Raw genomic sequence first — 23,188 nt, forward strand, 5'->3', positions numbered from 1 at the left:
AGCTCCGCGATCTGCTGCAACGTGGCACCGATGTCCGACGTACGCGTCGTCGTCATCGACTGCACCGACACCGGGGCGTCTCCGCCCACCGCCACGGATCCGACCTGGATCTGCCGGCTCTTCCGGCGCTCGGCGAGCTTGGTCGGAACGGACGGCATGCCGAGTGAAATCGCAGTCATCTGCTGTGCAACCCCAAAGTGTGGATCAAGGTCCGGTCCCGGATCGGCGGGCTCCAAGCCCCGAGATTACGCCACGCGCGTGCACGCCAGCACATCACCGTCCGTAAACCCACCCAAAGGGCGGCGGCCGGGAAGCCATGCTCCCCGGCCGCCGCCAACGCCGTGTGGCTAGGAGATTTTCACCGGGTTAACCACGTCCGCGACCAGCACGAGCAAGGTGAAGCAGATGAAGATCCCGGCCACCACGTACGCCACCGGCATCAGCTTCGCCACGTCGAACGGGCCCGGGTCGGGGCGGCGCAGCACCTTGGCCACGGACCGGCGCAGCGACTCCCACAGGGCGCCCGCGATGTGCCCGCCGTCCAGCGGGAGCAGCGGAAGCATGTTGAACAGGAACAGGGACAGATTGAAGCCCGCGACGAGCAGCAGCATCATCGCGATCTGCTGGGACGGCGGGATGTTCAGCGTGAAGACCTCGCCGCCGACGCGGGCCGCGCCGACCACGCCCATCGGGGAGTCCGGCTGGCGCGGGGCGTCGCCGAAGGCCGCGTCCCACAGCGCGGGGATCTTGCCCGGCAGGGAGACCAGCGACTCGACGCCGTTCTGCATCATGTCGCCCATGCGCTGCACGGACTGGTCGAGGGACTGCGGGACGATGCCGGTGGCGGGTGTGAAGCCCAGGAATCCGGCGTAGACGTACTTGCCCTCGACATAGCCGCCGTTGCCGTCCGTCTTGCTGACCTGGTTCTTGATCAGGTGGGCGTGCAGGTCGAGCTGCCGGCCCTTGCGCTCGACGGTGATCGTGACGTCCTTGCCGGGGTTGGCGCGGATGTCGGACTGGAGGGCGGACCAGTCCGGCACCTGCCTGCCGTCGAAGGCGACGATCTTGTCGCCCGGCTTGAGCCCGGCGGCCTGGGCGGGCGTGTCCGGGTCGTTCTTCGCGCACTTCGTGCGGTTCTCGCTCTGCTGGATGACGCAGTCGGAGACCTTCGAGACCGTGGTGGTCTGGGTCTGGACGCCGAAGGTCATCATCACGCCGAGGAAGACCGCGACGGCGAGCACCAGGTTCATGAACGGGCCCGCGAACATGACGATGACCCGCTTCCACGGCTTGCGCGTGTAGAAGAGACGGTCCTCGTCACCGGGCTGGAGCTCCTCGAAGGACTGCGCCCGGGCGTCCTCGATCATCCCGCGCCACGGCGAGGTGGAACGGGCCTCGATCCGGCCGTCGGGACCCGGCGGGAACATGCCGATCATGCGGATGTAGCCGCCGAGCGGGACGGCCTTGATCCCGTACTCGGTCTCGCCCTTCCTGCGCGACCAGACGGTCGGGCCGAAACCGACCATGTACTGCGGCACACGGATGCCGAAGAGCTTGGCAGTCGACAGATGTCCCAGCTCGTGCCACGCGATCGAGATCAGCAGGCCGACCACGAAGACGACTATGCCGAGGATCATCATCAGGGTCGTCATGCACGAGCCTCCGCGATTGCCGTCTGCGCTGTCAGTTCCCTGGCCCGGGCGCGCGCCCAGGTCTCCGCTTCGAGGACGTCCGCGACGGTGAGGGAAGTTCCCGTGCCGGGGGTGCCGTGCTCCTCCACCACCCGCGTCACCGTCTCCATGATCCCGAGATACGGAAGCGCGCCGTTCAGGAACGCGTCGACGCACTCCTCATTGGCCGCATTGAACACCGCCGGGGCCGTGCCCGCGAGCTCTCCCACGTGCCGGGCGAGTCCGACGGACGGGAACGCCTCGTTGTCCAGCGGGAAGAACTCCCAGGTCGATGCCGTGCTCCAGTCGAAGGCGGGCGCCGCGTCGGGTACCCGCTCAGGCCAGCCGAGCCCGATGGCGATCGGCCCCCGCATGTCGGGGGGCGTCGCCTGGGCCAGTGTCGATCCATCCGTGAACTCCACCATCGAGTGGACATACGACTGGGGATGCACGACGACCTCAATGCGGTCGAAGGGAATGTCGTAGAGCAGATGAGCCTCGATCACCTCGAGGCCCTTGTTCACCAGGGTCGACGAGTTGATCGTGATCACCGGGCCCATGGCCCAGGTGGGGTGGGCCAGCGCGTCCTCGGGGGTCACACGCGCCAGCTCGGCCCTGGTCCGGCCGCGGAACGGGCCGCCGGAGGCGGTGACGACGAGTCTGCGCACGTCCGCACGGGTGCCGGAGGCGAGGGCCTGGAACAGCGCGGCGTGCTCGGAGTCGACGGGGATGATCTGTCCGGGCTTGGCCAGGGCCTTCACCAGCGGGCCGCCGACGATGAGCGACTCCTTGTTGGCGAGCGCGAGGGTGCGGCCCGCCTCCAGGGCGGCGAGGGTGGGTGCGAGGCCGATGGAACCGGTGATGCCGTTCAGGACGGTGTGGCAGTCGGAGGCGGCCAGGTGCGTGGCCGCGTCGGGCCCGGCGAGGATCTCGGGGAGCGGCTCCCCGGGCCCGTACTGGGCGCTCAGGGCCTCCCGCAGGGCCGGTACGACGTCCTCGCGCGCGACCGCGACCGTGCCCACGCGCAGCCGGCGGGCCTGCTCGGCGAGCAGTCCGACCCGGCCGCCGTTGGCGGAGAGCCCGGTGACCTTGAACCGGTCGGGGTTGCGCAGCACGAGGTCGATGGCCTGGGTGCCGATCGAGCCGGTGGAGCCGAGGATCACGACGTCCCGTACTCCGTCCACGGGGTCGAAGACGAGATGGGGGTCGGCAAGAGGGGCTGGACTGTCGCTCATCCCTCCATTGTTGCCGCACCGCGCGTCCGGGTGGACAGGGTGTCCCCCGGGGGCGTGCCGACGGCCCGCCCCGGCCGGGAGAGGGCGCGCCCGGCGGCCGCTTCGGCCCGGCGGCGGGCGCCGCCGGGCCTTCGCATGCGCCGTGCGGGATCAGCTCTTCGGGACCTTCCTGCGCACGTCCTTGCGGGTGCTTTCACCCGGACGGGCGTCCGCGATCCAGGGGCCGTCGCCGGACGGATCCACGGTCCCCTCCTCCAGCCACGCGTAGGTACCGGTCAGGACGCCCTTGACCACCTTGTGGTCAAGGTCGTCGGTGTTGCTCCACAGCCGTCCGAACAGTTCCTCGACACGGATACGGGACTGCCGGCAGAAGACGTCGGCGAGCTGGTACGCCTCACGCCCGTGCTCCCCGCTCCTGCGCAGGTGCTCGGCGCGCACACAGGCCGCGCTCATCGCGAACAGCTCGGCGCCGATGTCCACGATCCGGCCCAGGAAGCCCTGCTTGGTCTCCATACGGCCCTGCCAGCGGGACATCCCGTAGAAGGTGGACCGGGCGAGCTTGCGGGCGCTGCGCTCGACGAACCGCAGATGCCCGGAGAGGTCGACCTCCCGGTGGAACTCTCCGTAGGCGCCGGGGATCTGGCCCTGCCCGGCCAGCAGCTTCGGCAGCCACCTGGCGTAGAAGACGCCGGCGTTCGCGCCCGCCTTCGCCTTGTCGGCCAGGGACTTGTCCGGGTCGATCAGGTCACCGGCCACGGACAGATGGGCGTCCACCGCCTCACGGGCGATCAACAGGTGCATGATCTCCGTGGAGCCCTCGAAGATGCGGTTGATGCGCAGGTCGCGCAGCATCTGCTCGGCGGGGACCCCCCGCTCGCCGCGGGCCGTCAGGGACTCCGCGGTCTCGAAGCCCCGCCCGCCGCGTATCTGGACCAGTTCGTCGGCCATCAGCCAGGCCATCTCCGAGCCGTAGAGCTTGGCGAGGGCGGCCTCGATACGGATGTCGTTGCGGTTCTCGTCGGCCATCTGCGACGACAGGTCGACCACGGCCTCCAGGGCGAAGGTGGTCGCCGCGATGAAGGAGATCTTCGCGCCCACCGCCTCGTGCAGGGCGACCGGCTTGCCCCACTGCTCCCGGGCTCCCGACCACTCGCGGGCGATCTTCAGGCACCACTTGCCCGCGCCGACGCACATCGCGGGCAGCGACAGACGGCCGGTGTTCAGCGTGGTCAGCGCGATCTTCAGGCCCGCGCCCTCCGGGCCGATGCGGTTGGCGGCCGGGACCCGGACCCGGTGGAAGCGGGTGACGCCGTTCTCCAGGCCGCGCAGGCCCATGAAGGCGTTGCGGTTCTCGACGGTGACGCCCTCGGACGCGGCCTCCACGACGAACGCCGTGATACCGCCCTTGTGGCCCTCGGACCTCGGCACCCGCGCCATGACGACGAGCAGATCGGCGACCACGCCGTTGGTGGTCCACAGCTTGACCCCGTCGAGGACGTAGTCGTCCCCGTCGGGCACGGCCGTGGTGGCCAGGCGGGCCGGGTCGGAGCCGACGTCCGGCTCGGTGAGCAGGAACGCCGAGATGTCGGTACGGGCGCAGCGCGGCAGGAACGTCTCCTTCTGTTCCTGGGTGCCGAAGAGTTTCAGCGGCTGCGGTACTCCGATCGACTGATGCGCGGAGAGCAGCGCGCCGATCGCGGCGCTCGCGGTGCCGGCCATGGCGAGTGCCTTGTTGTAGTACACCTGGGTGAGGCCGAGACCGCCGTACTTCGTGTCGATCTTCATGCCGAGGGCGCCGAGTTCCTTGAGCCCGTTGATCGTCTCGTCGGGGATGCGCGCCTCGCGCTCGATGCGGGCGGAGTCGATCTGCGTCTCGCAGAAGTCGCGCAGCTTGGCGAGGAACTCCTCGCCGCGCTGTACGTCCTCCTCGGCGGGCAGCGGGTGGGGGTGGATCAGGTCCAGCCGGAGACGGCCGAGGAAGAGTTCCTTGGCGAAGCTGGGTTTGCGCCAGTCCTGCTCGCGCGCGGCCTCCGCCACCTGGCGGGCCTCACGCTCGGTGACGGTGGGCTTGGGTGTGGGAGCTGTTGGTGCGGACATGAGGCTCACCTCGCCGCGAATCGGGGCTTGTGGGTCGCAGCCCGGGCCTACGTTACCGACCGGTGCTACTCGATCGTTGGTACCCCAATCCGGGGGAGGTCACCAGTCCTCGCGCAGCAGCACGCCCACCGAATTCCGTCGGCCGACGTCCACCGCGGACGCGGGGGTGTCAAATCGGGCCGCCCTCACCTGCTTCGTTCCCCGACGGGTCGGCGCGCCGAACGCATGCCGGAGGAGACCCCCGCCCCGAGGGCGAGCACACAGACCACCAGACCGCCGAAGACGACCGGGTTCACCCAGCTCGGCACCAGCTCGGTTCCCTCACCCTGCTCCGTGACACACTGCACGCTGACGGGCAGCGTCATCCGCGTCACGACGTGATCGCCGGCCGCGCCGGCAGCCGCACACATCTGGTCCGGATCCAGGATGTAGAACCCGGACATCACGCCGTACGCGTACGCGCCGAGGCCCGCCGCGCCGGCCATGACCGTCACCAGCGCACACGACCCGGCGTCCGGCAAGCGCCACCCGCTGCCCGGCTTTCGGCGGCGCACCCGCACGGCGAGTGCCCAGGCGGCGCCCATGACCACGAACGGCGTCACGAACGGCGCGAACATCAGGACCAGCAAGAGAAAAGACCCCACGCCTGACCGGACAGCGTCCGTGGACGACCGGTTCCGTGCCGGTCGAGGCGAGCCCGTCGGGGGCCGGTCGGCGCACACGCCCGCCACTACGCCGACGGCCGGAGCCCCCGCACAGCGGGCTCCGGCCGTCGGCGTGCCGGGTGGGTCAGAGGGCCAGGCCGGTCAGGACCAGGACACGCTCGTAGGTGTAGTCGTCCATCGCGTACTTCACGCCCTCGCGTCCGACGCCGGACAGCTTGGCGCCGCCGTAGGGCATCTGGTCGGCGCGGTAGGACGGCACGTCGCCGATGACGACGCCGCCGACCTCAAGGGCCCGGTGGGCGCGGAAGGCGACCTGGAGGTCGTGCGTGAACACGCCCGCCTGGAGGCCGTACTTGGACTCGTTGACGGCGGCGAACGCCTCGGCCTCGCCGTCCACCTTCTGCACGGTGAGGACGGGTCCGAAGACCTCCTCGCAGGAGAGGGTCACATCGGCCGGCACATCGGTCAGGACGGTCGGCGCGTACGAGGCGCCGTCCCGCTTGCCGCCGGTCAGCAGCTTCGCGCCCGCCCCCACCGCCTCGTCGACCCACGACTCCACGCGCTTGGCCGCGTCCTCGCTGACCAGCGGGCCGACGTCCGTCGCGTCGTCGGACGGGTCGCCGGTGACCTGGGCCTCGACGGCGGCGACGATGCGCGGCAGCAGCCGGTCGTAGACGGAGGCGTCGGCGATCACGCGCTGCACGGAGATGCAGGACTGGCCGCCCTGGTAGTTGGAGAAGGTGGCGATGCGGTTCGCGGCCCAGTCCAGGTCCTCGTCGCTCGCGAAGTCGGCGAGGACGACCGCCGCGCCGTTGCCGCCCAGCTCCAGGGTGCAGTGCTTGCGCGGCACCGAGTCCATGATCGCGTAGCCGACCTTCTCGGAGCCCGTGAAGGAGATGACGGGCAGGCGCTCGTCCTGGACCAGGGCGGGCATCCGGTCGTTGGTGACCGGGAGGATCGACCAGGAACCGGCGGGCAGGGCGGTCTCGGCGAGCAGGTCGCCGAGGATCAGGCCGGACAGCGGGGTGGCGGGGGCCGGCTTGAGGATGATCGGGGCGCCGGCGGCGATCGCGGGGGCGACCTTGTGGGCGCACAGGTTCAGCGGGAAGTTGAACGGCGCGATGCCGAGGACGACGCCCTTGGGGAAGCGGCGGGTCAGCGCGAGACGGCCCTGGCCGCCCGCGTCGGTGTCCAGGCGCTGGGCCTCGCCGCCGTTGAAGCGGCGGGCCTCCTCGGCCGCGAAGCGGAAGACGGAGACGGCACGGCCGACCTCACCCCGCGCCCACTTGACGGGCTTGCCGTTCTCGGCGGAGATCAGCTGCGCGATCTCCTCGCTGCGCTCGGCCAGCCGCTTGGAGACGTGGTCGAGGGCGGCGGCGCGGACGTGGGCCGGGGTCGCGGCGAACTCGTCCCGCACGGCGTACGCGGCGGCCACGGCCTCCTCGACCTGGGCCTCGGTCGGGACGCTGACCTTGGCGACCAGCCGCCCGTCCCACGGGTTGGTGACGTCGAAGGTGGTCTCACCGGTGGCCTGGCGGCCGGCGAGCCAGAAGGCGTGGGTGGAGGTCATGATCGGGTCCCGGCCCTTCGGAGGTTGGTGTTCCTTGAACTGCGTGGTCCACGGTAGGGCCGGGGCGGCGAAGGGTCGTTTGTCCGGCAAGGAGCAGTGCGGGACGGGGGTAGTACGGGTTGTACAGCCGCAGGCGGACGCTCGTCACTCCCCCGCCGACGCCGTCGCCTTGAGGGCCAGCCACAGCTCCATCCGTACGTCCGGATCGTCGAGCGAACGTCCCAGGATCTCCTCGACGCGGCGCATCCGGTAGCGCAGGGTGTGGCGGTGGACGCCGAGGTCGGCCGCCGCCGCGTCCCACTGGCCGTGCCGTGACAGCCAGGCCCGCAGCGAGGCGACCAGGTCTCCCCGGCCCGTCGCGTCGTGCTCGCGCAGTGCGCGCAGCAGGCCGTCCGCGAAGGCCCGTACGGCGTCGTCCTGGAGCAGCGGCAGGACCGATCCGGCCGCCAGTTCGGCGTGCTCGACCAGTGACCGGCCACGTCGCCGGGCCACCGACAGGGCCTGTTCGGCCTGCTTGTACGCGGCCGCGGCGGCGATCGGGCCCGCGGGCGCCGACACCCCCACCACCAGCTCGTCCTCGTCGGCGGCCGGCTGCTCGCGCGTGGCGGCCCGTGCCGCCTGCACCGCCAGCGCGTACTCCTGGCACGCGGCGACGGCCGCACCGCCGTCCCCGGCGAGCACGACCAGCCGCTCCCAGTCGGGCACGACCAGCACGGACTCCCCGGAGCGCGCGGCGGCGGACTCCACGGTCTCGGCGAGTCCGTCCAGCGGATCGCCGTCCGTCTCGGCCGCGGCGAGCACCGCGGCGGCCGGCGGCGCGGGCGCCACGCGCGCGTGCCCGTCGGCGTGCGCCCGGGACGCGGACGCGGACGCGGACTCCGCGAGGATCAGCCGGAACGGCGCGTCCAGCAGGTCGCCGTACAGGTCCCCGGCCACCGCCCTGGCGTGATCGGGCTCGCCGGCCAGCAGCATGCGCAGGACGGCCGTGCCGATCCGCTGCTCGGCGGCGTGCAGGGACCGGGACCGCTCGGTGGTCAGGGTCAGCAGGGCGATGGCGGAGTGGACCGCATACCGCTCGGCGGTGCCCGGAGCGGCGGCCGTGCCCACGGCGAGCGCGGCACGCGGGCGCCGGCCCGTCCCCAGGGAGTGCAGCTCGACGCGGTCCTCGCCGCTCGGCCCGCCGATCACGGAACTCGCCGGCGCCGGCCGATCCCGCAGCCGTTCCACCTCGGCCGTCAGCCGTGCGGCCCGCCGCCCCGCCCACTCGGGCGCGACCGCGACGACGGCTCCGGACGCGTCGTACAGCGCGGCCCAGCCGTCGACCTGCTGGGCGAGCGCGGCGAGAAGCCCCTCGGGGCCGTCGCTCAGGGCCTGTTTCGTCAGCTCCCGCTGGGCGGCGAACCCCGCGGTCACAGCCCGGTACTGGTCGGCGGCGATGGCCGCGGAGACGGCCTTGCTGATGGCGAGGAAGGGCGTGCGCCGGGGCACCTCCAGGAGCGGCAGCCCCTCCCCCTGCGCCGCGTCCACGAGCGCCTTGGGGATCTCGTCGTAGTTGACGCCGACGGCGAAACCGAGTCCGACCACACCCGCGCCGACCAGCCGCTTCACATAGCGCCGCATGGCCTCGGGGTCCTCGGCGTCCAGCTTCAGCGCCGTGATCAGCAGCAGCTCCCCGCCCTCCATGTAGGGCACGGGGTCGGCGAGTTCGCTGACGTGCGCCCAGCGGACGGGTACGTCGAGGCGGTCCTCGCCCGCGCGCACGGTCAGCTTGAGCGCGGAGTGGTGGACGAGCGAGGCGAGCGTGGGGGGCATGGGGCCTTCGGTGTGCACGGACGGGAGTCTCATGGGATCCGTGACGGAGTTCTTCACGGAACCCGCAAGGGTCACGGACGGTGTGAGCGGGGTGATGCTTTGGCCGCCGCGTATGAACGACCTATGTCGATTCTGCCTCACCGTACGGTGGTGCCGGGCCCATATATCCGGACCTCCTGCCCGGGATTTCCGGACACCCCGCCCGGGGACTCAGCCGCGCAGGTTCACCAGGAGCGGGGGCGCGTTCTCGCCCTCCACGTTCGTCAGGGACAGCACCGCGTGCCCCGGCGGCACGGCGTGCGCCAGCTCCGACGCGGACCACCGTTCCCGCTCGACCTGGCGGACGGTCACGGCGCGCGCGGTCGGCGCATGGCCGGTGATCACCCGGCGCAGCATGTGCAGGGCCTTGCCCGCGGGAGTCTCCGCGATGATCTGCCGGTCGGTGACGTCCCGGGCCTCGATCCACTCCTTGCCCCACACCTCGGCGAAGTCCTGCCCGTCCCAGGGGGTGAGCCCGGACAGCGCCATCCGGCACCCGGTGGCGCCGAGCAGCGGCCCGCGCAGCGGCCGGGGCACGTCGTCGAGGGTGCGCAGGGTGAGGACGACCCCGGCGTGCGCGGACCGCAGCCGCTGGATGGCGCGGACGGCTTCCGGGGTCACCACGCCGGTCGCGTCGTCGAGCACCATGCATGCGAACAGCGACCGGTCCTCGCGCACCGCGACGCTGGCCGTGAACTGGGCGAGCACCAGCCGGGCGAGGATGCGCGAGGCATCGGCGTGGCCGCGCTCGGGCAGGTCGATGCGGACCCGCACCGGGTGGTCGAGGGCGCGCAGCGAGAAGGGCCGGGACTGCCCGGAGGTGTCGAAGAAGGTCGCGAAGGCGGGCCGGTCGAGCAGCGCGACCCGGTCGGCGAGGACACCGCCCACGTCACCGGGATGCCGCGACTGCCGCTCCCGCGCGTCGAGCTCCCGCAGCAGCGAGTCCCGCCCGGAGTCCTCCAGCGCCTTGCGCAGTGCCGTGAGCGGGCCGGGCGCGCCCTCGAGGAGCTGCCGCAGCTCGGGCACCGAGGGGAAGCGGCCGTGGACGGCCCGGTACGGCCCGAGGAGCTGGGCGAGAACGGTGGCGGAGCGGCGGCTGTCGCCGCCGGGCTGGGGGTCGGCGAGGTCGCCCACGAGGGCCTCGGCGAGCACGGCCGCCGCCTCGTCCGGGTCGGTGGTCCCGCCGTACAGGTCCAGGTCGAAGTCCGATTCGGGATGACCGATGCGTACGACGACGTCGTAGGCGTCCACCGGGCCGAGACCGGCACCGGCCGCGCCGACGACGACCACGGCGGCCCGCCCGGCGAGGGCGTGCAGGCACAGCGACTCGGCGAGCGGCCGGACCACCGATCCGGTCTTGCCGGAGCCGGCCGGCCCGACCGCGACCAGTGAGGTGCCGAGCAGGTCGGGGCCGAGGCCGAGGCCGGTGCCGCGGTAGCCGTAGGGGTTGCGCGGGTCGTCGACCGTGGTGCCGAGCCGCACCTGCCCGGTGATCAGGTCGTGCCGGGCGAGCCGGGTGGGCAGGTCCCGTGCCCCGGAAGGGTGCAGACAGGCGGCGGCGCCGTCGGCGAGGACGGTGCCGGTGAACGTGGCCAGGCTGTGCCGGCCGTTCAGGACCCCCTGCCAGGCGCGTGCGATCCGGGCGTGGTCGACGTCCCGCATGAGCCCGGCGCGCGCCTCGGCGGCGAGGCGGTCGGCGGCGTCATGGGCGCCCGCGGCCCGGAGCTGGTTCCACTGGGCGGGGTCCTCCTCGGGGGCGGGCGGGGCCTGCTCGGGCTCGCGGCGCTTCAGGCGGGGCGCCAGGAAGCGGCGCCACACCTCGCCCCAGCGGCCGAGCCGGCCCACCGCCAGCATGATCCCGACCACGACGAGCAGGTCGTAGCCGTCCCAGAGGACGAGGTTGAAGACGTCGCCGTGGTTGCCGCTCTGACGCCAGGAGTCCGGTGTCAGCAGGTACAGGGGCAGGATCCACCAGTCGCCGAGATAGCCGTTGGACAGCAGGGACCACAGCAGCCAGCCGGCCAGGAACGCGATCAGCGCGCCGCTCAGCAGCTGCCGGGCGGGGATCTGCTCGGGCTCCTGGTCGGGACGGGGCCGGTAACCGAAGCGCCAGATGCCCGGTGCGGCCGCGGGGCGCGGCCCTCGCACCCAGGCGAGGAAGGCGCCGCCGTCCGGCAGGGGGGGCACCCCCGGCGCCACCGAGGGCATCGGCGGCACCGCGGAGCGTTCCGGCGGCCCCGCCGGACGCGGCACGGGGGTGGCCCGTGTGCCCCGCGCGTCCTGCGTCCCGTCGCTGTTCATCGCCGTTGCCCCCTGACCAGCCGCTGCGTCCATCGTCAGCGAGTCAATCTAACGCGCTGCACGGGGAGTTCACCGCACACGGCGCCGGGCCCGCGGCGATGTGTCCCGCTCCGCTATGTCCACCGCGGACAAGCAGCCGCGCGCAAAGCGCCCACATGGAGCATGCCCACCCCCCACGACCGCATTTAGCCTGCGAGAAAAGAAGGCAAGCGTCCGAAAAACACCCCCGCCGGAGCCCACCCCCACCGGACCACCGGTGCACCGGAACCCTCCGGTTCGGTTCGCATGATCATCAGGGAGCCCCCATGACCGCACTTCCGCAGGAGCGCCGCGTCGTCACCGCCATCCCCGGCCCGAAGTCGCAGGAGCTGCAGGCCCGCCGTACCGCCGCGGTCGCGCAGGGCGTGGGCTCCGTGCTGCCGGTCTTCACCACGCGCGCCGGCGGCGGGATCATCGAGGACGTCGACGGCAACCGTCTGATCGACTTCGGCTCCGGTATCGCCGTGACCTCGGTCGGCGCCTCCGCCGAGGCCGTCGTACGCCGCGCCTCCGCCCAGCTCGCGGACTTCACCCACACCTGTTTCATGGTCACCCCCTACGAGGGCTATGTGGCCGTCGCCGAGGCGCTGGCCGAGCTCACGCCGGGTGACCACGCCAAGAAGTCCGCGCTGTTCAACTCGGGCGCCGAGGCCGTCGAGAACGCGGTCAAGATCGCCCGCGCCTACACCAAGCGCCAGGCGGTCGTCGTCTTCGACCACGGCTACCACGGCCGTACCAACCTGACGATGGCGCTGACGGCCAAGAACATGCCGTACAAGCACGGCTTCGGCCCGTTCGCGCCGGAGGTCTACCGCGTGCCGGTGGCCTACGCCTACCGCTGGCCGACCGGCCCGGAGAACGCGGGCCCGGAGGCCGCCGCGCAGGCCATCGACCAGATCACCAAGCAGGTCGGCCCGGACAACGTGGCCGCGATCATCATCGAGCCGGTGCTCGGCGAGGGTGGCTTCATCGAGCCGGCCAAGGGCTTCCTGCCCGCGATCCGCCAGTTCGCGACGGACAACGGCATCGTCTTCGTCGCCGACGAGATCCAGTCCGGCTTCTGCCGCACCGGCCAGTGGTTCGCCTGCGAGGACGAGGGCATCGTCCCGGACCTGATCACCACCGCCAAGGGCATCGCCGGCGGTCTGCCGCTGGCCGCCGTGACCGGCCGCGCCGAGATCATGGACGCCGCGCACGCGGGAGGCCTGGGCGGCACTTACGGCGGCAACCCGGTCGCCTGCGCGGGTGCGCTCGGCGCGATCGAGACGATGAAGGAGCTCGACCTCAACGCCCGCGCGAAGGAGATCGAGGCGACCATGAAGGCCCGCCTCACGGCGATGGCCGAGAAGTTCGACGTGATCGGCGACATCCGCGGCCGCGGCGCGATGATCGCGATCGAGCTGGTCAAGGACCGCACCACCAAGGAGCCGAACCCGGAGGCGACCGCCGCGCTCGCCAAGGCCTGCCACCAGGAGGGCCTGCTGATCCTGACCTGTGGCACCTACGGCAACGTGCTGCGTTTCCTGCCGCCGCTCGTCATCGGCCAGGACCTGCTGAACGAGGGTCTGGACATCATCGAGCAGGCGTTCACGCGCATCTGATTCCGACCGCCGGAGCACCGGCGGTCAGAGGGTGTGAAGAAGGTGTGGGAGGTGGATGGCGGGACGCGAATCCGGCTGTCGGAACGGATTTTCCTGCCGTAGTTTCTCAGGAGATGAGAGAAACACCCCGCTCACAGGGGACTGTGGGCGGCACCGGGCCGTGGCCTCCCCAGCTTCGACCCGGTCGTGCCCTCGCGCACAGCCCGGAGCCTCCAGCTTCGGATCTCCTCACGATCGGACGGCCGCACGCCCCACACCCCCCGGGGCGGGCGGCACCCGATCCGGCCGGCCGCCTCCGAACCACCCCCCCGGTTCCGAGGCGGCCGACCTGCGTTTCGCGGCGAGAACCCCGCCCGCACCCGCGGCAGCCCGTGCCTGCGAAGCTGTGCCCGTGTCGACCCCCCGAGCGCAGGTCCCCGGACGCGCACCGCACCCGTCCGGCGGCAGGCCGCGTGTTCCGGCGCGGCCGGCCCTGGTGGCGGCCGCCGCGGGCTTTCTCTTCCTCCTGATCACCTGGCAGGTCGTGGCCCACGGGCCCCTCGCACGGGTGGACAAGCGGATCGGCGGGGCCGCCGTCCGTCCGGACCGCGTCTCGGGACTGCTCGCGGATCTGGGGAACATCGCGGTCGCCGTGCCCGTCCTGGCGGTCGTCCTCGGGTACGCGGCCCTGCGCGCCCGGCGCGCGGGAACGCACCGGTGGTGGCTGCCCGCCGTCGCCGCGGCCGGCCTCATGGCGGTCCTGCCGGCGCTGATCGTCCCGCTGAAGGAGGCCATCGCCCGTCCGGGCCCACCGGTCATGGGCTCGGCGACGGGCTTCTACCCCTCGGGGCACACCGCCACGGCAGCGCTCGCCTATGGCGCGGCGGCCCTGGTGCTGCGGCCGTGGCTGACCACCGCGTACGCCCGCCGCGGGCTCCTCGCGGTCTGCGCGGTGCTCCAACTAGGCGTCGCCTACGGCCTGGTCCGCCATGGATACCACTGGCCCCTGGACGTGGTGGGCAGTTGGTGCCTGTGCGCGGTGCCGCTCTGCGCGCTGCGGCTCCTCCTCGGCCTCCTGCCGGGCGCCCGCCGCTGACGGTTCCTCATCAGCGGCCCGGTCGCCCTCCGCCGCCGATCGAGGGGCCAACGCTCCGCGTCCGTGTCCGCCGGACCGGCGGCGGCCAGTGCGAGGTTGTGCGCCAGGCGTTCCGGGGTGAGCAGGGCCGCGGTCCGCTCGTCGGTGGAGAGCTCCGCGGTCACGAGGCCCTCGAGCCGGCTCCGGACCCCCTCGACCTCACGGCGCAGGGCGTGGCTGGCCGCCGTTGGTTCGACGAGGGACGCGCGCTTGTCGGTCGGCCAGGGCCGGCGGCGGACGAGTCCGGCCTGCTCCAGGCGCTGGACGGTACGGGTCATGGTGGCGGCGTCGGAGTCCAGCAGTCGCACCAGCCAACCCCGGCCTGCCCCGGCGTCCGGCCGCCGGCGATCCGTTCGACACCCCGGACCCGGCCACCTTCTACGGCGGCGACCACCGCGGCTACACCGGCTACCCCACCCTGGACTGATCGACGACCGACCGGGCACGGCCCGATTTCGGGCCGTGCCCGCGGCGACCGGCCGGTGGCCCCGGAAGGGACCGGTGCAATCCGGCCGCCCGCCGGACCCCGGGTTCAGCTGTCGAAGCCCAGCCCCAGCCGGTCCATCGTTCTCAGCCACAGGTTGCGCCGTCCTCCATGGGCGTCGGCCCGGGCCAGCGACCACTTGGTGAGCGCGATGCCCGTCCAGGCGAAGGGCTCCGGCGGGAAGGGCAGCGGCTTCTTGCGGACCATCTCCAGCTCGGTCCGTTCCGTGCGCTCCCCCGCCAGCAGGTCCAGCATCACCTCCGCGCCGAAGCGGGTGGCACCCACCCCGAGCCCCGTGTAACCCGCCGCATAGGCCACCTTGCCGTGGTGGGCCGTCCCGAAGAACGCCGAGAAGCGCGAGCAGGTGTCGATCGCGCCGCCCCACGCATGGGTGAAGCGGATGCCCTCCAGCTGCGGGAAGCAGGTGAAGAAGTGCCCCGCGAGCTTGGCGTACGTCTCGGGACGGTCGTCGTACTCGGCGCGCACCCGGCCGCCGTACGGGTAGATGGCGTCGTAGCCGCCCCACAGGATGCGGTTGTCGGCCGAGAGCCGGAAGTAGTGGAACTGGTTCGCGGAGTCGCCGAGTCCCTGGCGGTTCCTCCAGCCGACCGACGCCAGCTGCTCGTCGGTGAGCGGCTCGGTCATCAGCGCGTAGTCGTAGACCGGGACGGTGTACGAGCGCACGCGCCGCACCAGGCTGGGGAAGATGTTCGTGCCGAGCGCGACCCGGCGCGCGCGGACCTGCCCGTACGGGGTGCCTACGGTCATGCCGGCGCCGTACGGCCGCAGGCTGAGCGCGGGCGTGTGCTCGTAGACCCGCACGCCCAGCCGGAGGCAGGCGCGCTTGAGGCCCCAGGCGAGCTTGGCGGGATGCAGCATGGCCACGCCCCGGCGGTCGTACAGCCCGGCGAGGAAGGTCGGCGAGCCGACCTGCTCCCGTACCGCCTCCGCGTCCAGGAACTCGGTGCCCTCGGCGAGGCCCCGGCGCTCCATCTCGTCGTACCAGTCGCGCAGTTCCCACGCCTGGTACGTCTCGGTGGCGACGTCGATCTCGCCGGTGCGCTCGAATTCGCAGTCGAGGTCGTGGCGGGCGACCGCCTTCTCGATCTCGTCCAGGTTGCGGGCGCCCAGCTCCTGGAGCTTGTGGATCTCGTCCGGCCAGCGGGCGAGCCCGTTGGCCAGGCCGTGGGTGAGGGAGGCGGCGCAGAAGCCTCCGTTGCGGCCGGAGGCGGCCCAGCCCGCCTCGCGGCCCTCCACCAGCACCACATCCCGCTGCGGGTCGCGCTCCTTGGCGATGAGCGCGGTCCACAGTCCGCTGTAGCCGCCGCCGACGACCAGCAGGTCGCAGGTGTCGTCGCCGGTGAGAGCGGGCTCGGGGTGGGGCTTGCCGGGGTCTTCCAGCCAGTACGGGACCGGCTGTGCTTCGGAAAGAGATGTGGTCCAACGGGTCATGGCGCTTGGGGCCATGATTTCAACTCCCTACCAGTGCATTACACGGAGCGCTTTATGCCTTCCGGCGGTTCCGGCGATTACCGATGACCATGGAGGCCAGGACGAACAGTACGGCGACGATGAACATGGCCGTACCGATGACATTGATCTGAACGGGCGTTCCGCGCTGTGCCGAGCCCCAGACGAACATGGGGAAGGTGACGGTCGAACCCGCATTGAAATTGGTGATGATGAAATCGTCGAAGGAGAGCGCGAAGGCGAGCAGCGCGCCCGCGGCGATTCCGGGTGCCGCGATGGGCAGAGTGACCCGCAGGAAGGTCTGCGCCGGACCGGCGTAGAGGTCCTGGGCCGCCTGCTCCAGGCGCGGGTCCATCGACATCACACGCGCCTTGACCGCGGTGACGACGAAGCTGAGGCAGAACATGATGTGGGCGATCAGGATCGTCCAGAAGCCGAGCTGCGCGCCCATGTTGAGGAACAGGGTGAGCAGCGAGGCCGCCATGACGACCTCGGGCATCGCCATCGGCAGGAAGATCAGCGAGTTGACTGCGCCGCGTGCGCGGAAGCGATAGCGCACCAGCGCGAACGCGATCATCGTGCCCAGGATGGTGGCGCCGAGCGTCGCCCACACCGCGATCTGGAGGCTGACCGACAGCGAGCCGCACATGTCGGCGACGCCGCACGGGTCCTTCCAGGCGTCCGTGGAGAACTGCTGCCACTCGTAGTTGAAGCGCCCCTTCGGCTTGTTGAAGGAGAACACCGTGACGATGACGTTCGGCAGCAGGAGATATCCGAGCGTGAGCAGTCCCGCGAGGACGACGAGATTGCGCTTGAGCCAGTGTACGAAGGCCATTTAGACCAGATCCTCCGTCCCGGACCTGCGAATGTAGAGCGTGACCATGATGAGGATCGCGGCCATGAGGATGAAGGAGAGCGCCGCGGCCGTCGGATAGTCCAGGATCCGCAGGAACTGCGTCTGGATGACGTTTCCGACCATGCGGGTGTCCGTGGAGCCGAGCAGATCGGCGTTGACGTAGTCACCGGCCGCCGGGATGAAGGTCAGCAGCGTGCCGGAGACGACGCCCGGCATCGAGAGCGGGAAGGTGACCTTCCGGAAGGTCGTGAACGGCTTGGCGTACAGGTCGCCCGCCGCCTCGTGGAGGCGTCCGTCGATGCGCTCCAGCGAGGTGTACAGCGGCAGGATCATGAAGGGCAGGAAGTTGTACGTCAGACCGCACACCACCGCGAGCGGGGTGGCGAGGACGCGGTCGCCCTGGGTCCAGCCGAGCCAGTTGGTGACGTCCAGGACGTGCAGGGTGTTCAGGGCGCCGACGACCGGGCCCGAGTCCGCGAGGATCGTCTTCCAGGCGAGGGTGCGGATCAGGAAGCTGGTGAAGAACGGGGCGATCACCAGGACCATGATGAGATTGCGCCAGCGGCCCGCGCGGAAGGCGATCAGGTACGCGAGCGGGTAGCCGAGCAGCAGGCACAGCAGGGTCGCGGCGGCCGCGTAGAGGACCGAACGGACGAACTGCGGCCAGTACTCGCCGAGCGCGTCCCAGTAGGTCGCGAAGTGCCAGGTGACCTTGTAACCCTGTTCCAGGGAACCGGTCTGCACGGACGTGGACGCCTGGTAGATCATCGGCAGCGCGAAGAAGACGACCAGCCAGAGGATGCCGGGCAGCAGCAGCCAGTACGGCGTGAGGCGGCCCCTTCTGCGCGGGGGCTTCTTCTCGGGGGCGGTGGGCGCGAGCGGTGGCGGCGCCTCGGTGACGGCACTCATCAGGCGGCGTCCTCCTCGACAGTCTCCACACCCGCGTCGATGTCCTGGGCCGCGTCCAGGCCGAAGGTGTGGGCCGGATTCCAGTGCAGGACCACCTCGGCGCCCGGCACGAGACGGACGTCGCGGTCGATGTTCTGGGCGTAGACCTCGAACTCGGGGCAGACGGGGCTGTCGATGACGTACTGCGTGGAGACGCCGATGAAACTGGAGTCGACGATCCTGCCGGTGATGCGGTTGCGGCCCTCTGGGATCTCGCCCGCGTCGTCGGCGTGGGTGAGGGATATCTTCTCCGGGCGGACACCGACCAGCACCTTGCCGCCCGTGGTCGTCGGCGCCGAACAGCGTGCCCCGGGGAGCGACAGCTTGCCGCCGCCCGCCCTGAGGACGATGTCCTCGCCGCTCCTGGAGTCGACCTCGGCTTCGATGAGGTTGGACGTGCCGAGGAAGTTCGCGACGAACGTGGTCTGCGGGTTCTCGTAGAGGTCGGTGGGCGAGCCGAGCTGTTCGACGCGGCCCGCGTTCATCACGGCGACCGTGTCGGCCATGGTCATGGCCTCCTCCTGGTCGTGCGTGACATGGATGAAGGTGATGCCGACCTCGGTCTGGATGCGCTTGAGCTCCAGCTGCATCTGCCGGCGCAGCTTCAGGTCCAGGGCGCCGAGGGGCTCGTCCAGGAGGAGCACCTTGGGGTGGTTGATCAGGGCGCGGGCGACGGCGACGCGCTGCTGCTGGCCACCGGAGAGCTGGTGCGGCTTCTTGCGGGCCTGCTCACCGAGCTGCACCAGGTCGAGCATCTCCTCGACCTGCTTCTTCACCGACTTGATGCCGCGCCGGCGCAGGCCGAAGGCGACGTTCTCGAAGATGTCGAGGTGCGGGAAGAGGGCGTAGGACTGGAAGACCGTGTTCACCGGCCGCTTGTACGGCGGCAGATGCGTCACGTCCTGGTCGCCGAGGCGCACGGCGCCCGCCGTGGGCTCCTCCAGCCCGGCGATCATGCGCAGGGTGGTGGTCTTGCCGCAGCCGGAGGCGCCGAGCAGGGCGAAGAAGGAGCCCTGGGGCACGGTCAGGTCCAGCGGGTGTACGGCCGTGAAGGCGCCGTAGGTCTTGCTGATACCGGAGAGGCGGACGTCGCCGCTGTTGTCTGTCGTCATCTTCGTCACGCCCCTGTGAGCTTCGCGAACTTCTCTTCGTAGGCCGTCTCTTCCTTCTGCGTCAGCGAGCGGAAGGCGTGTGACTTCGCGGCCATGGCCTTGTCGGGAAGGATCAGCGGATTGTCCGCCGCGCCCTTGTCGATCTTCTCCAGATAGGGCTTCACCCCGTCGACGGGACTGACGTAGTTGACGTAGGCGGCGAGCGCGGCGGCCTGCTCGGGCTCGTAGTAGAAGTCGATCAGCCGCTCGGCGTTCGCCTTGTGACGCGCCTTGTTGGGGATCAGCATGTTGTCGGTCGACGTCATGTAGCCGCTGTCCGGGATGACGAAGTCGACGTCCGGGCTGTCCGCCTTGAGCTGGACGATGTCACCGCCCCAGGCCACACAGGCGGCCAGGTCGCCCTTGGTGAGGTCGGAGGTGTAGTCGTTGCCGGTGAAACGGCGGATCTGGCCCTTGTCGACGGCCTTCTGCAGCCGGGCTATCACCGCGTCGAAGTCGTCGCCGGTGAACTTCGCCGGGTCCTTGCCCATGTCGAGCAGGGTCATGCCGATGCTGTCGCGCATCTCCGACAGGAAGCCCACCCGGCCCTTGAGCCTGGGGTTGTCGAGCAGGTCGGAGACCGACTTCACCTCGATGCCGTCCAGCGCCTTCTTGTTGAAGGCGATGACGGTCGAGATGCCCTGCCAGGGGTAGGAGTACGCGCGCCCCGGGTCCCAGTCGGGGCTGCGGAACTGCGCCGACAGGTTGGCGTAGGCGTGCGGCAGGTTGGAGGGGTCCAGCTTCTGTGCCCAGCCCAGCCGGATCACCCGGGCGGCCAGCCAGTCCGTGAGGACGATGATGTCCCGGCCGGTGTCCTGGCCGGCGGCGAGCTGCGGCTTGATCTTGCCGAAGAACTCGTTGTTGTCGTTGATGTCCTCGGTGTACTTGACCTCGATGCCGGTCCGCCTGGCGAACGTCTCGAGCGTCGGGTGGTGCTTGCCGCTGTCGTCGACGTCGATGTACTCGGGCCAGTTGGAGAAGTTGACGACCTTCTCCTTGGCCGAGTGGTCCTGGGCCGCGGTGCCGCCCTGGGTCTGGCCGGCCGCGGGGATCCCGCAGGCGCTCAGCGCTCCGAGACCGCCGACCGCGAGCGCGCCGCCCGCGGAGGCGCGCAGCAGCGAACGGCGGGTGAGGGAAGCCCTGCCGTTGCGGAAACTGCGCCGCATGGCGGCCACTTGGGCCGGGGAGAGGCGGTCGGGCTCGAACTGGTCCATGCGCGTGGTGCCCTTTCGGGAGGGTGGGCCGTGGTCGACGGCCGGAACGGTCTATCGGTCCCCGAAGATCGTGCGGTGCCAGTCCTTGCGTGCCACCGCGGTGTTGTCGAACATTACGTGCTTGATCTGCGTGTACTCCTCGAACGAGTACGCGGACATGTCCTTGCCGAAGCCGGACGCCCGGTAACCGCCGTGGGGCATCTCGCTGATGATCGGAATGTGGTCGTTGACCCAGACACAGCCCGCCCTGATCTCGCGGGTGGCGCGGTTCGCCCGGTAGACGTCCCGGCTCCAGGCGGAGGCGGCGAGGCCGTAGGGGGTGTCGTTGGCGAGCCGGATGCCGTCGTCGTCGGAGTCGAAGGGCAGGACGACCAGGACCGGGCCGAAGATCTCGGACTGGACGACCTCGCTGTCCTGCGCGGCACCGGCGATCAGGGTCGGCCGGTAGTAGGCGCCCTTGGCGAGGTCGCCGCCCGGTGCTTCGCCACCGGTGACCACACGCGCGTAGGAGCGCGCACGGTCCACGAAGGCGGCCACCCGGTCCCGCTGGACGTGCGAGATCAGCGGGCCGAGGTCGGTGCCGGGGGCGAACGGGTCGCCGAGCCGGACGCTCTCCATCAGGGCGGCCGTCCTGGAGACGAACTCCTCGTAGAGGGGCCTTTGCACATATGCGCGCGTGGCGGCCGTGCAGTCCTGGCCGGTGTTGATGAGCGCGCCCGCGACGGCGCCGTGCACGGCGGCCTCCAGGTCGGCGTCGTCGAAGACGACGAAGGGCGCCTTGCCGCCCAGTTCCAGATGGAGCCGCTTGACGGTGGCGGTGGCGATCTCGGCGACGCGCCTGCCGACGGCCGTGGACCCGGTGAACGAGGTCATGGCCACGTCCGGGTGGCCCACGAGACGCTCGCCGGCCTCCTTGCCGGTACCGGTGACGACGTTGATCACTCCGTCCGGGATCCCGGCCTCCGTGGCCGCCCGGGCGAACAGCAGCGAGGTGAGCGGGGTCAGCTCGGCGGGCTTCAGCACGATGGTGTTGCCCGCGGCGATCGCCGGGAGGATCTTCCAGGCGGCCATCTGGAGGGGGTAGTTCCAGGGGGCGATGGAGCCGACGACACCGATGGCCTCGCGGCGGACGTAGGAGGTGTGGTCGCCGGAGTACTCACCGGCCGACTGCCCCTGGAGGTGCCGGGCGGCACCGGCGAAGAAGGCGGTGTTGTCGATGGTGCCCGGAACGTCGAACTCGCGGGTCAGCTTCAGGGGCTTGCCGCACTGGAGGGACTCGAAGCGGGCGAGGTCCTCGGCCTGGTCGGCGAGGACGGCGGCGAAGCGGTGCAGCGCCTCGGAGCGCTCGCCCGGAGTGGCACCCGACCACTCGGGGAAGGCGGCGCGCGCGGCGGCCACGGCGCGGTCGACGTCCTCCGCGCCGGCCAGTTCGTATGTGTACACCTCATCGCCCGTCGACGGGTCGACCACCGCGTGCGTACGGCCCGACGTGCCCTTGGCCGGCCGGCCCGCGATGTACTGGGCACCGTCCGCGAAACGTGTCCGTACGTCGTCCCGCGCGCTGCGGCGGGTGCCGGCGTCGTCGGCGTTGCCCGGGTTGTGCATGTCGCTCTCCTCCGCCGCCGGCCCGCGTCCGCGCGGGGGCTGGCGTAGCTCCGGCTCGATTTGAGTGCCGATCCTGACAGAGGGAGTGGACTCCAACAAGTGATTCCGTTGTTGCCTTTTGGTTACGCGACGGAATCTGTCGACCAGGTGTCGAGCGCTCACCGAAAAGGCAGGACGGAGTGTCAGTGGTGCCTGCCACACTCGGGTGGCATGGAGATGATCGATTCTCGGGAAGCCCTGGTCAGGGCGGTCCGCACGGGGGCGAGGGTCAGGTACCTGCATTTCTGGGGCCACCGCCCACGCCGGGACGGACAGATCGGGCCGAGCTGTCTGAGCCAGTGGTGGCCGTCGCCGTTCACCGTGGACGGCGTCGAGTACGCGACGGCGGAGCACTGGATGATGGCGTCGAAGGCACGGCTCTTCGGCGACGCCGACGCGGAGCGCACGACGCTGCGGGCACCGAACCCGGCGCTCGCCAAGAAGGCGGGCCGGCTGGTGCGCGGCTTCGACGAGGCGATATGGGAGCGGGAGCGGTTCGCCATCGTGGTCGAGGGCAGCGTCCACAAGTTCGCGGCGCACGCCGATCTGGGGGCGTTCCTGCTGGGCACGGGCGACCGGGTGCTCGTCGAGGCGAGCCCGGTGGACCGGGTGTGGGGCATCGGGCTCGCCGCGGAGGACGAGGCCGCGATGGATCCGGAGCGCTGGCGGGGGCCGAATCTGCTGGGGTTCGCGCTGATGGAGGCACGGGAGCGGCTGCGGGCACGGACGTGACCGGGCACGGCCGTGGATGAGGAAGGGGCCGCCCCGACGGGCCGGCCCCTTCTGCGACTCTGGCCCCGCTCAGAACGTGCTGGCGCTGCCCAGGAAGCTGGCGAAGAGCGCGAAGCCCAGCAGCGGCAGCACCACGGTCGCCACGATTCCGCAGACCAGGCCGGCGGTGGCAGCGCCCTTGTTGGTGGCCTCGCCGCGGTTGGCCTTCCCCCGGCCGATCGCGCCGAAGATGATGGCGAGAACGCCGAGGATGACCCCGAAGAACCACAGGAAGAAGGTCAGGCTGCACACCAGGCCGATGATGCCCAGCACCAGCCCCGTGGTGCCCATGCCGTTGCTCGGCTGCGCGGGCATGCCGTAGCCGGGCCCCGCCGGGTACCCCACGGGCGGCGCGGCCGGGTAGGACGGTCCCGACTGCGGGTAGCCGTACCCCGGGCCGGACTGCGAGTATCCATAGCCGGGCGTCGGCTGCGGCGGTTGCTGCGGTGGCCCGAACCCACCGGCCCCCGGACTGGCGTCGGACATGACTGGTCTCCCCTCCGTTGA

At 71.2% G+C, this 23,188-nt stretch carries 18 protein-coding genes and 1 pseudogene; 4 read left to right on the top strand and 15 right to left on the bottom strand.

Annotation, left to right across the window (positions count from 1 at the left end):
- The 8 genes from LZ604_RS10470 to LZ604_RS10505 all read right to left on the bottom strand — a co-directional run.
- Positions 1-179 (bottom strand): flavodoxin-dependent (E)-4-hydroxy-3-methylbut-2-enyl-diphosphate synthase (locus tag LZ604_RS10470; RefSeq protein WP_190151100.1); only part of this gene is annotated, 179 nt, incomplete at its 3' end.
- A gap of 168 nt (positions 180-347) precedes the next feature.
- Entirely contained in the window at positions 348-1,652 is a 1,305-nt protein-coding gene (locus LZ604_RS10475; RefSeq protein WP_234514380.1) for a M50 family metallopeptidase, read from the bottom strand.
- Entirely contained in the window at positions 1,649-2,905 is a 1,257-nt protein-coding gene (dxr, locus tag LZ604_RS10480; RefSeq protein WP_234514381.1) for a 1-deoxy-D-xylulose-5-phosphate reductoisomerase, read from the bottom strand. The genes LZ604_RS10475 and dxr overlap by 4 nt, the downstream gene beginning before the upstream one ends.
- Before the next feature lie 150 nt (positions 2,906-3,055).
- Positions 3,056-5,002, bottom strand: coding sequence for an acyl-CoA dehydrogenase family protein (locus LZ604_RS10485; protein ID WP_234514382.1), 1,947 nt, complete (start codon positions 5,000-5,002; stop codon positions 3,056-3,058).
- 185 nt (positions 5,003-5,187) lie between these two features.
- Positions 5,188-5,646 carry a hypothetical protein gene (locus LZ604_RS10490; RefSeq protein ID WP_234514383.1) on the bottom strand — a complete coding sequence of 153 codons (459 nt, stop codon included), beginning with the start codon at positions 5,644-5,646 and terminating at the stop codon, positions 5,188-5,190.
- Positions 5,647-5,791: 145 nt separating this feature from the next.
- Positions 5,792-7,237 (bottom strand): aldehyde dehydrogenase family protein, encoded by a 1,446-nt coding sequence (locus LZ604_RS10495; protein WP_234514384.1) that lies wholly within the window; start codon positions 7,235-7,237, stop codon positions 5,792-5,794.
- A gap of 144 nt (positions 7,238-7,381) precedes the next feature.
- Positions 7,382-9,049 carry a PucR family transcriptional regulator gene (locus LZ604_RS10500; protein ID WP_234514924.1) on the bottom strand — a complete coding sequence of 556 codons (1,668 nt, stop codon included), beginning with the start codon at positions 9,047-9,049 and terminating at the stop codon, positions 7,382-7,384.
- Between the two features lie 210 nt (positions 9,050-9,259).
- Positions 9,260-11,389: an ATP-binding protein gene (locus tag LZ604_RS10505; RefSeq protein WP_234514385.1), complete on the bottom strand. Its 2,130-nt coding sequence runs from the start codon at positions 11,387-11,389 to the stop codon at positions 9,260-9,262.
- Positions 11,390-11,694: 305 nt separating this feature from the next.
- Between LZ604_RS10505 and gabT the strand changes: the two genes are divergently transcribed.
- The 3 genes and pseudogenes from gabT to LZ604_RS10525 all read left to right on the top strand — a co-directional run.
- Positions 11,695-13,029, top strand: a complete 1,335-nt coding sequence (gabT, locus tag LZ604_RS10510) for a 4-aminobutyrate--2-oxoglutarate transaminase (RefSeq protein ID WP_234514386.1) — start codon at positions 11,695-11,697, stop codon at positions 13,027-13,029.
- Between the two features lie 391 nt (positions 13,030-13,420).
- On the top strand, positions 13,421-14,104 hold the full coding sequence (locus tag LZ604_RS10515; RefSeq protein ID WP_234514387.1) for a phosphatase PAP2 family protein: 684 nt from the start codon (positions 13,421-13,423) through the stop codon (positions 14,102-14,104).
- 349 nt (positions 14,105-14,453) lie between these two features.
- Positions 14,454-14,570: pseudogene (locus LZ604_RS10525) on the top strand (alkene reductase); the annotation flags it as partial.
- A 105-nt stretch (positions 14,571-14,675) separates the two neighbouring features.
- Here LZ604_RS10525 and LZ604_RS10530 read toward each other — a convergent pair.
- The 6 genes from LZ604_RS10530 to LZ604_RS10555 are packed head-to-tail and all read right to left on the bottom strand — an operon-like array spanning position 14,676 to position 21,871.
- Positions 14,676-16,094: an NAD(P)/FAD-dependent oxidoreductase gene (locus LZ604_RS10530; protein WP_234514388.1), complete on the bottom strand. Its 1,419-nt coding sequence runs from the start codon at positions 16,092-16,094 to the stop codon at positions 14,676-14,678.
- A gap of 37 nt (positions 16,095-16,131) precedes the next feature.
- Positions 16,132-16,932, bottom strand: a complete 801-nt coding sequence (locus LZ604_RS10535; protein WP_234514389.1) for an ABC transporter permease — start codon at positions 16,930-16,932, stop codon at positions 16,132-16,134.
- A complete protein-coding gene (locus LZ604_RS10540; RefSeq protein WP_234514390.1) occupies positions 16,933-17,862 on the bottom strand; it encodes an ABC transporter permease in 930 nt (309 codons plus the stop codon).
- Positions 17,862-19,013 (bottom strand): ABC transporter ATP-binding protein, encoded by a 1,152-nt coding sequence (locus LZ604_RS10545; protein ID WP_234514391.1) that lies wholly within the window; start codon positions 19,011-19,013, stop codon positions 17,862-17,864. Before LZ604_RS10545 ends, LZ604_RS10540 begins: the two co-directional genes overlap by 1 nt.
- Positions 19,014-19,018: 5 nt before the next feature.
- The gene (locus LZ604_RS10550) at positions 19,019-20,266 is read right to left on the bottom strand and encodes a polyamine ABC transporter substrate-binding protein (protein ID WP_234514392.1); all 1,248 of its coding nucleotides are present in this window, start codon (positions 20,264-20,266) and stop codon (positions 19,019-19,021) included.
- Between the two features lie 51 nt (positions 20,267-20,317).
- Positions 20,318-21,871, bottom strand: a complete 1,554-nt coding sequence (locus LZ604_RS10555) for a gamma-aminobutyraldehyde dehydrogenase (protein ID WP_234514393.1) — start codon at positions 21,869-21,871, stop codon at positions 20,318-20,320.
- 210 nt (positions 21,872-22,081) lie between these two features.
- On the opposite strand from LZ604_RS10555, the gene ybiA reads away from it, so the two are divergent.
- Entirely contained in the window at positions 22,082-22,642 is a 561-nt protein-coding gene (gene ybiA, locus LZ604_RS10560) for a riboflavin biosynthesis intermediates N-glycosidase (protein WP_234514395.1), read from the top strand.
- 69 nt (positions 22,643-22,711) lie between these two features.
- Here the strand turns inward: ybiA and LZ604_RS10565 are convergent, their stop codons facing one another.
- The gene (locus LZ604_RS10565; RefSeq protein ID WP_234514418.1) at positions 22,712-23,167 is read right to left on the bottom strand and encodes a DUF4190 domain-containing protein; all 456 of its coding nucleotides are present in this window, start codon (positions 23,165-23,167) and stop codon (positions 22,712-22,714) included.
- Positions 23,168-23,188: the final 21 nt, after the last annotated feature.

Source organism: Streptomyces glomeratus (assembly GCF_021462825.1).
GTDB classification, from domain to species: domain Bacteria; phylum Actinomycetota; class Actinomycetes; order Streptomycetales; family Streptomycetaceae; genus Streptomyces; species Streptomyces glomeratus.

Excerpts from the sequence above, each read along its gene's own strand:
- LZ604_RS10475 (WP_234514380.1), bottom strand. The coding sequence starts at position 1,652 with ATGACGACCCTGATGATGATCCTCGGCATAGTCGTCTTCGTGGTCGGC.
- dxr (WP_234514381.1), bottom strand. The coding sequence starts at position 2,905 with ATGAGCGACAGTCCAGCCCCTCTTGCCGACCCCCATCTCGTCTTCGAC.
- LZ604_RS10485 (WP_234514382.1), bottom strand. The coding sequence starts at position 5,002 with ATGTCCGCACCAACAGCTCCCACACCCAAGCCCACCGTCACCGAGCGT.
- LZ604_RS10495 (WP_234514384.1), bottom strand. The coding sequence starts at position 7,237 with ATGACCTCCACCCACGCCTTCTGGCTCGCCGGCCGCCAGGCCACCGGT.
- LZ604_RS10500 (WP_234514924.1), bottom strand. The coding sequence starts at position 9,049 with ATGCCCCCCACGCTCGCCTCGCTCGTCCACCACTCCGCGCTCAAGCTG.
- LZ604_RS10505 (WP_234514385.1), bottom strand. The coding sequence starts at position 11,389 with ATGAACAGCGACGGGACGCAGGACGCGCGGGGCACACGGGCCACCCCC.
- gabT (WP_234514386.1), top strand. The coding sequence starts at position 11,695 with ATGACCGCACTTCCGCAGGAGCGCCGCGTCGTCACCGCCATCCCCGGC.
- LZ604_RS10530 (WP_234514388.1), bottom strand. The coding sequence starts at position 16,094 with ATGGCCCCAAGCGCCATGACCCGTTGGACCACATCTCTTTCCGAAGCA.
- LZ604_RS10535 (WP_234514389.1), bottom strand. The coding sequence starts at position 16,932 with ATGGCCTTCGTACACTGGCTCAAGCGCAATCTCGTCGTCCTCGCGGGA.
- LZ604_RS10540 (WP_234514390.1), bottom strand. The coding sequence starts at position 17,862 with ATGAGTGCCGTCACCGAGGCGCCGCCACCGCTCGCGCCCACCGCCCCC.
- LZ604_RS10545 (WP_234514391.1), bottom strand. The coding sequence starts at position 19,013 with ATGACGACAGACAACAGCGGCGACGTCCGCCTCTCCGGTATCAGCAAG.
- LZ604_RS10550 (WP_234514392.1), bottom strand. The coding sequence starts at position 20,266 with ATGGACCAGTTCGAGCCCGACCGCCTCTCCCCGGCCCAAGTGGCCGCC.
- LZ604_RS10555 (WP_234514393.1), bottom strand. The coding sequence starts at position 21,871 with ATGCACAACCCGGGCAACGCCGACGACGCCGGCACCCGCCGCAGCGCG.
- ybiA (WP_234514395.1), top strand. The coding sequence starts at position 22,082 with ATGGAGATGATCGATTCTCGGGAAGCCCTGGTCAGGGCGGTCCGCACG.
- LZ604_RS10565 (WP_234514418.1), bottom strand. The coding sequence starts at position 23,167 with ATGTCCGACGCCAGTCCGGGGGCCGGTGGGTTCGGGCCACCGCAGCAA.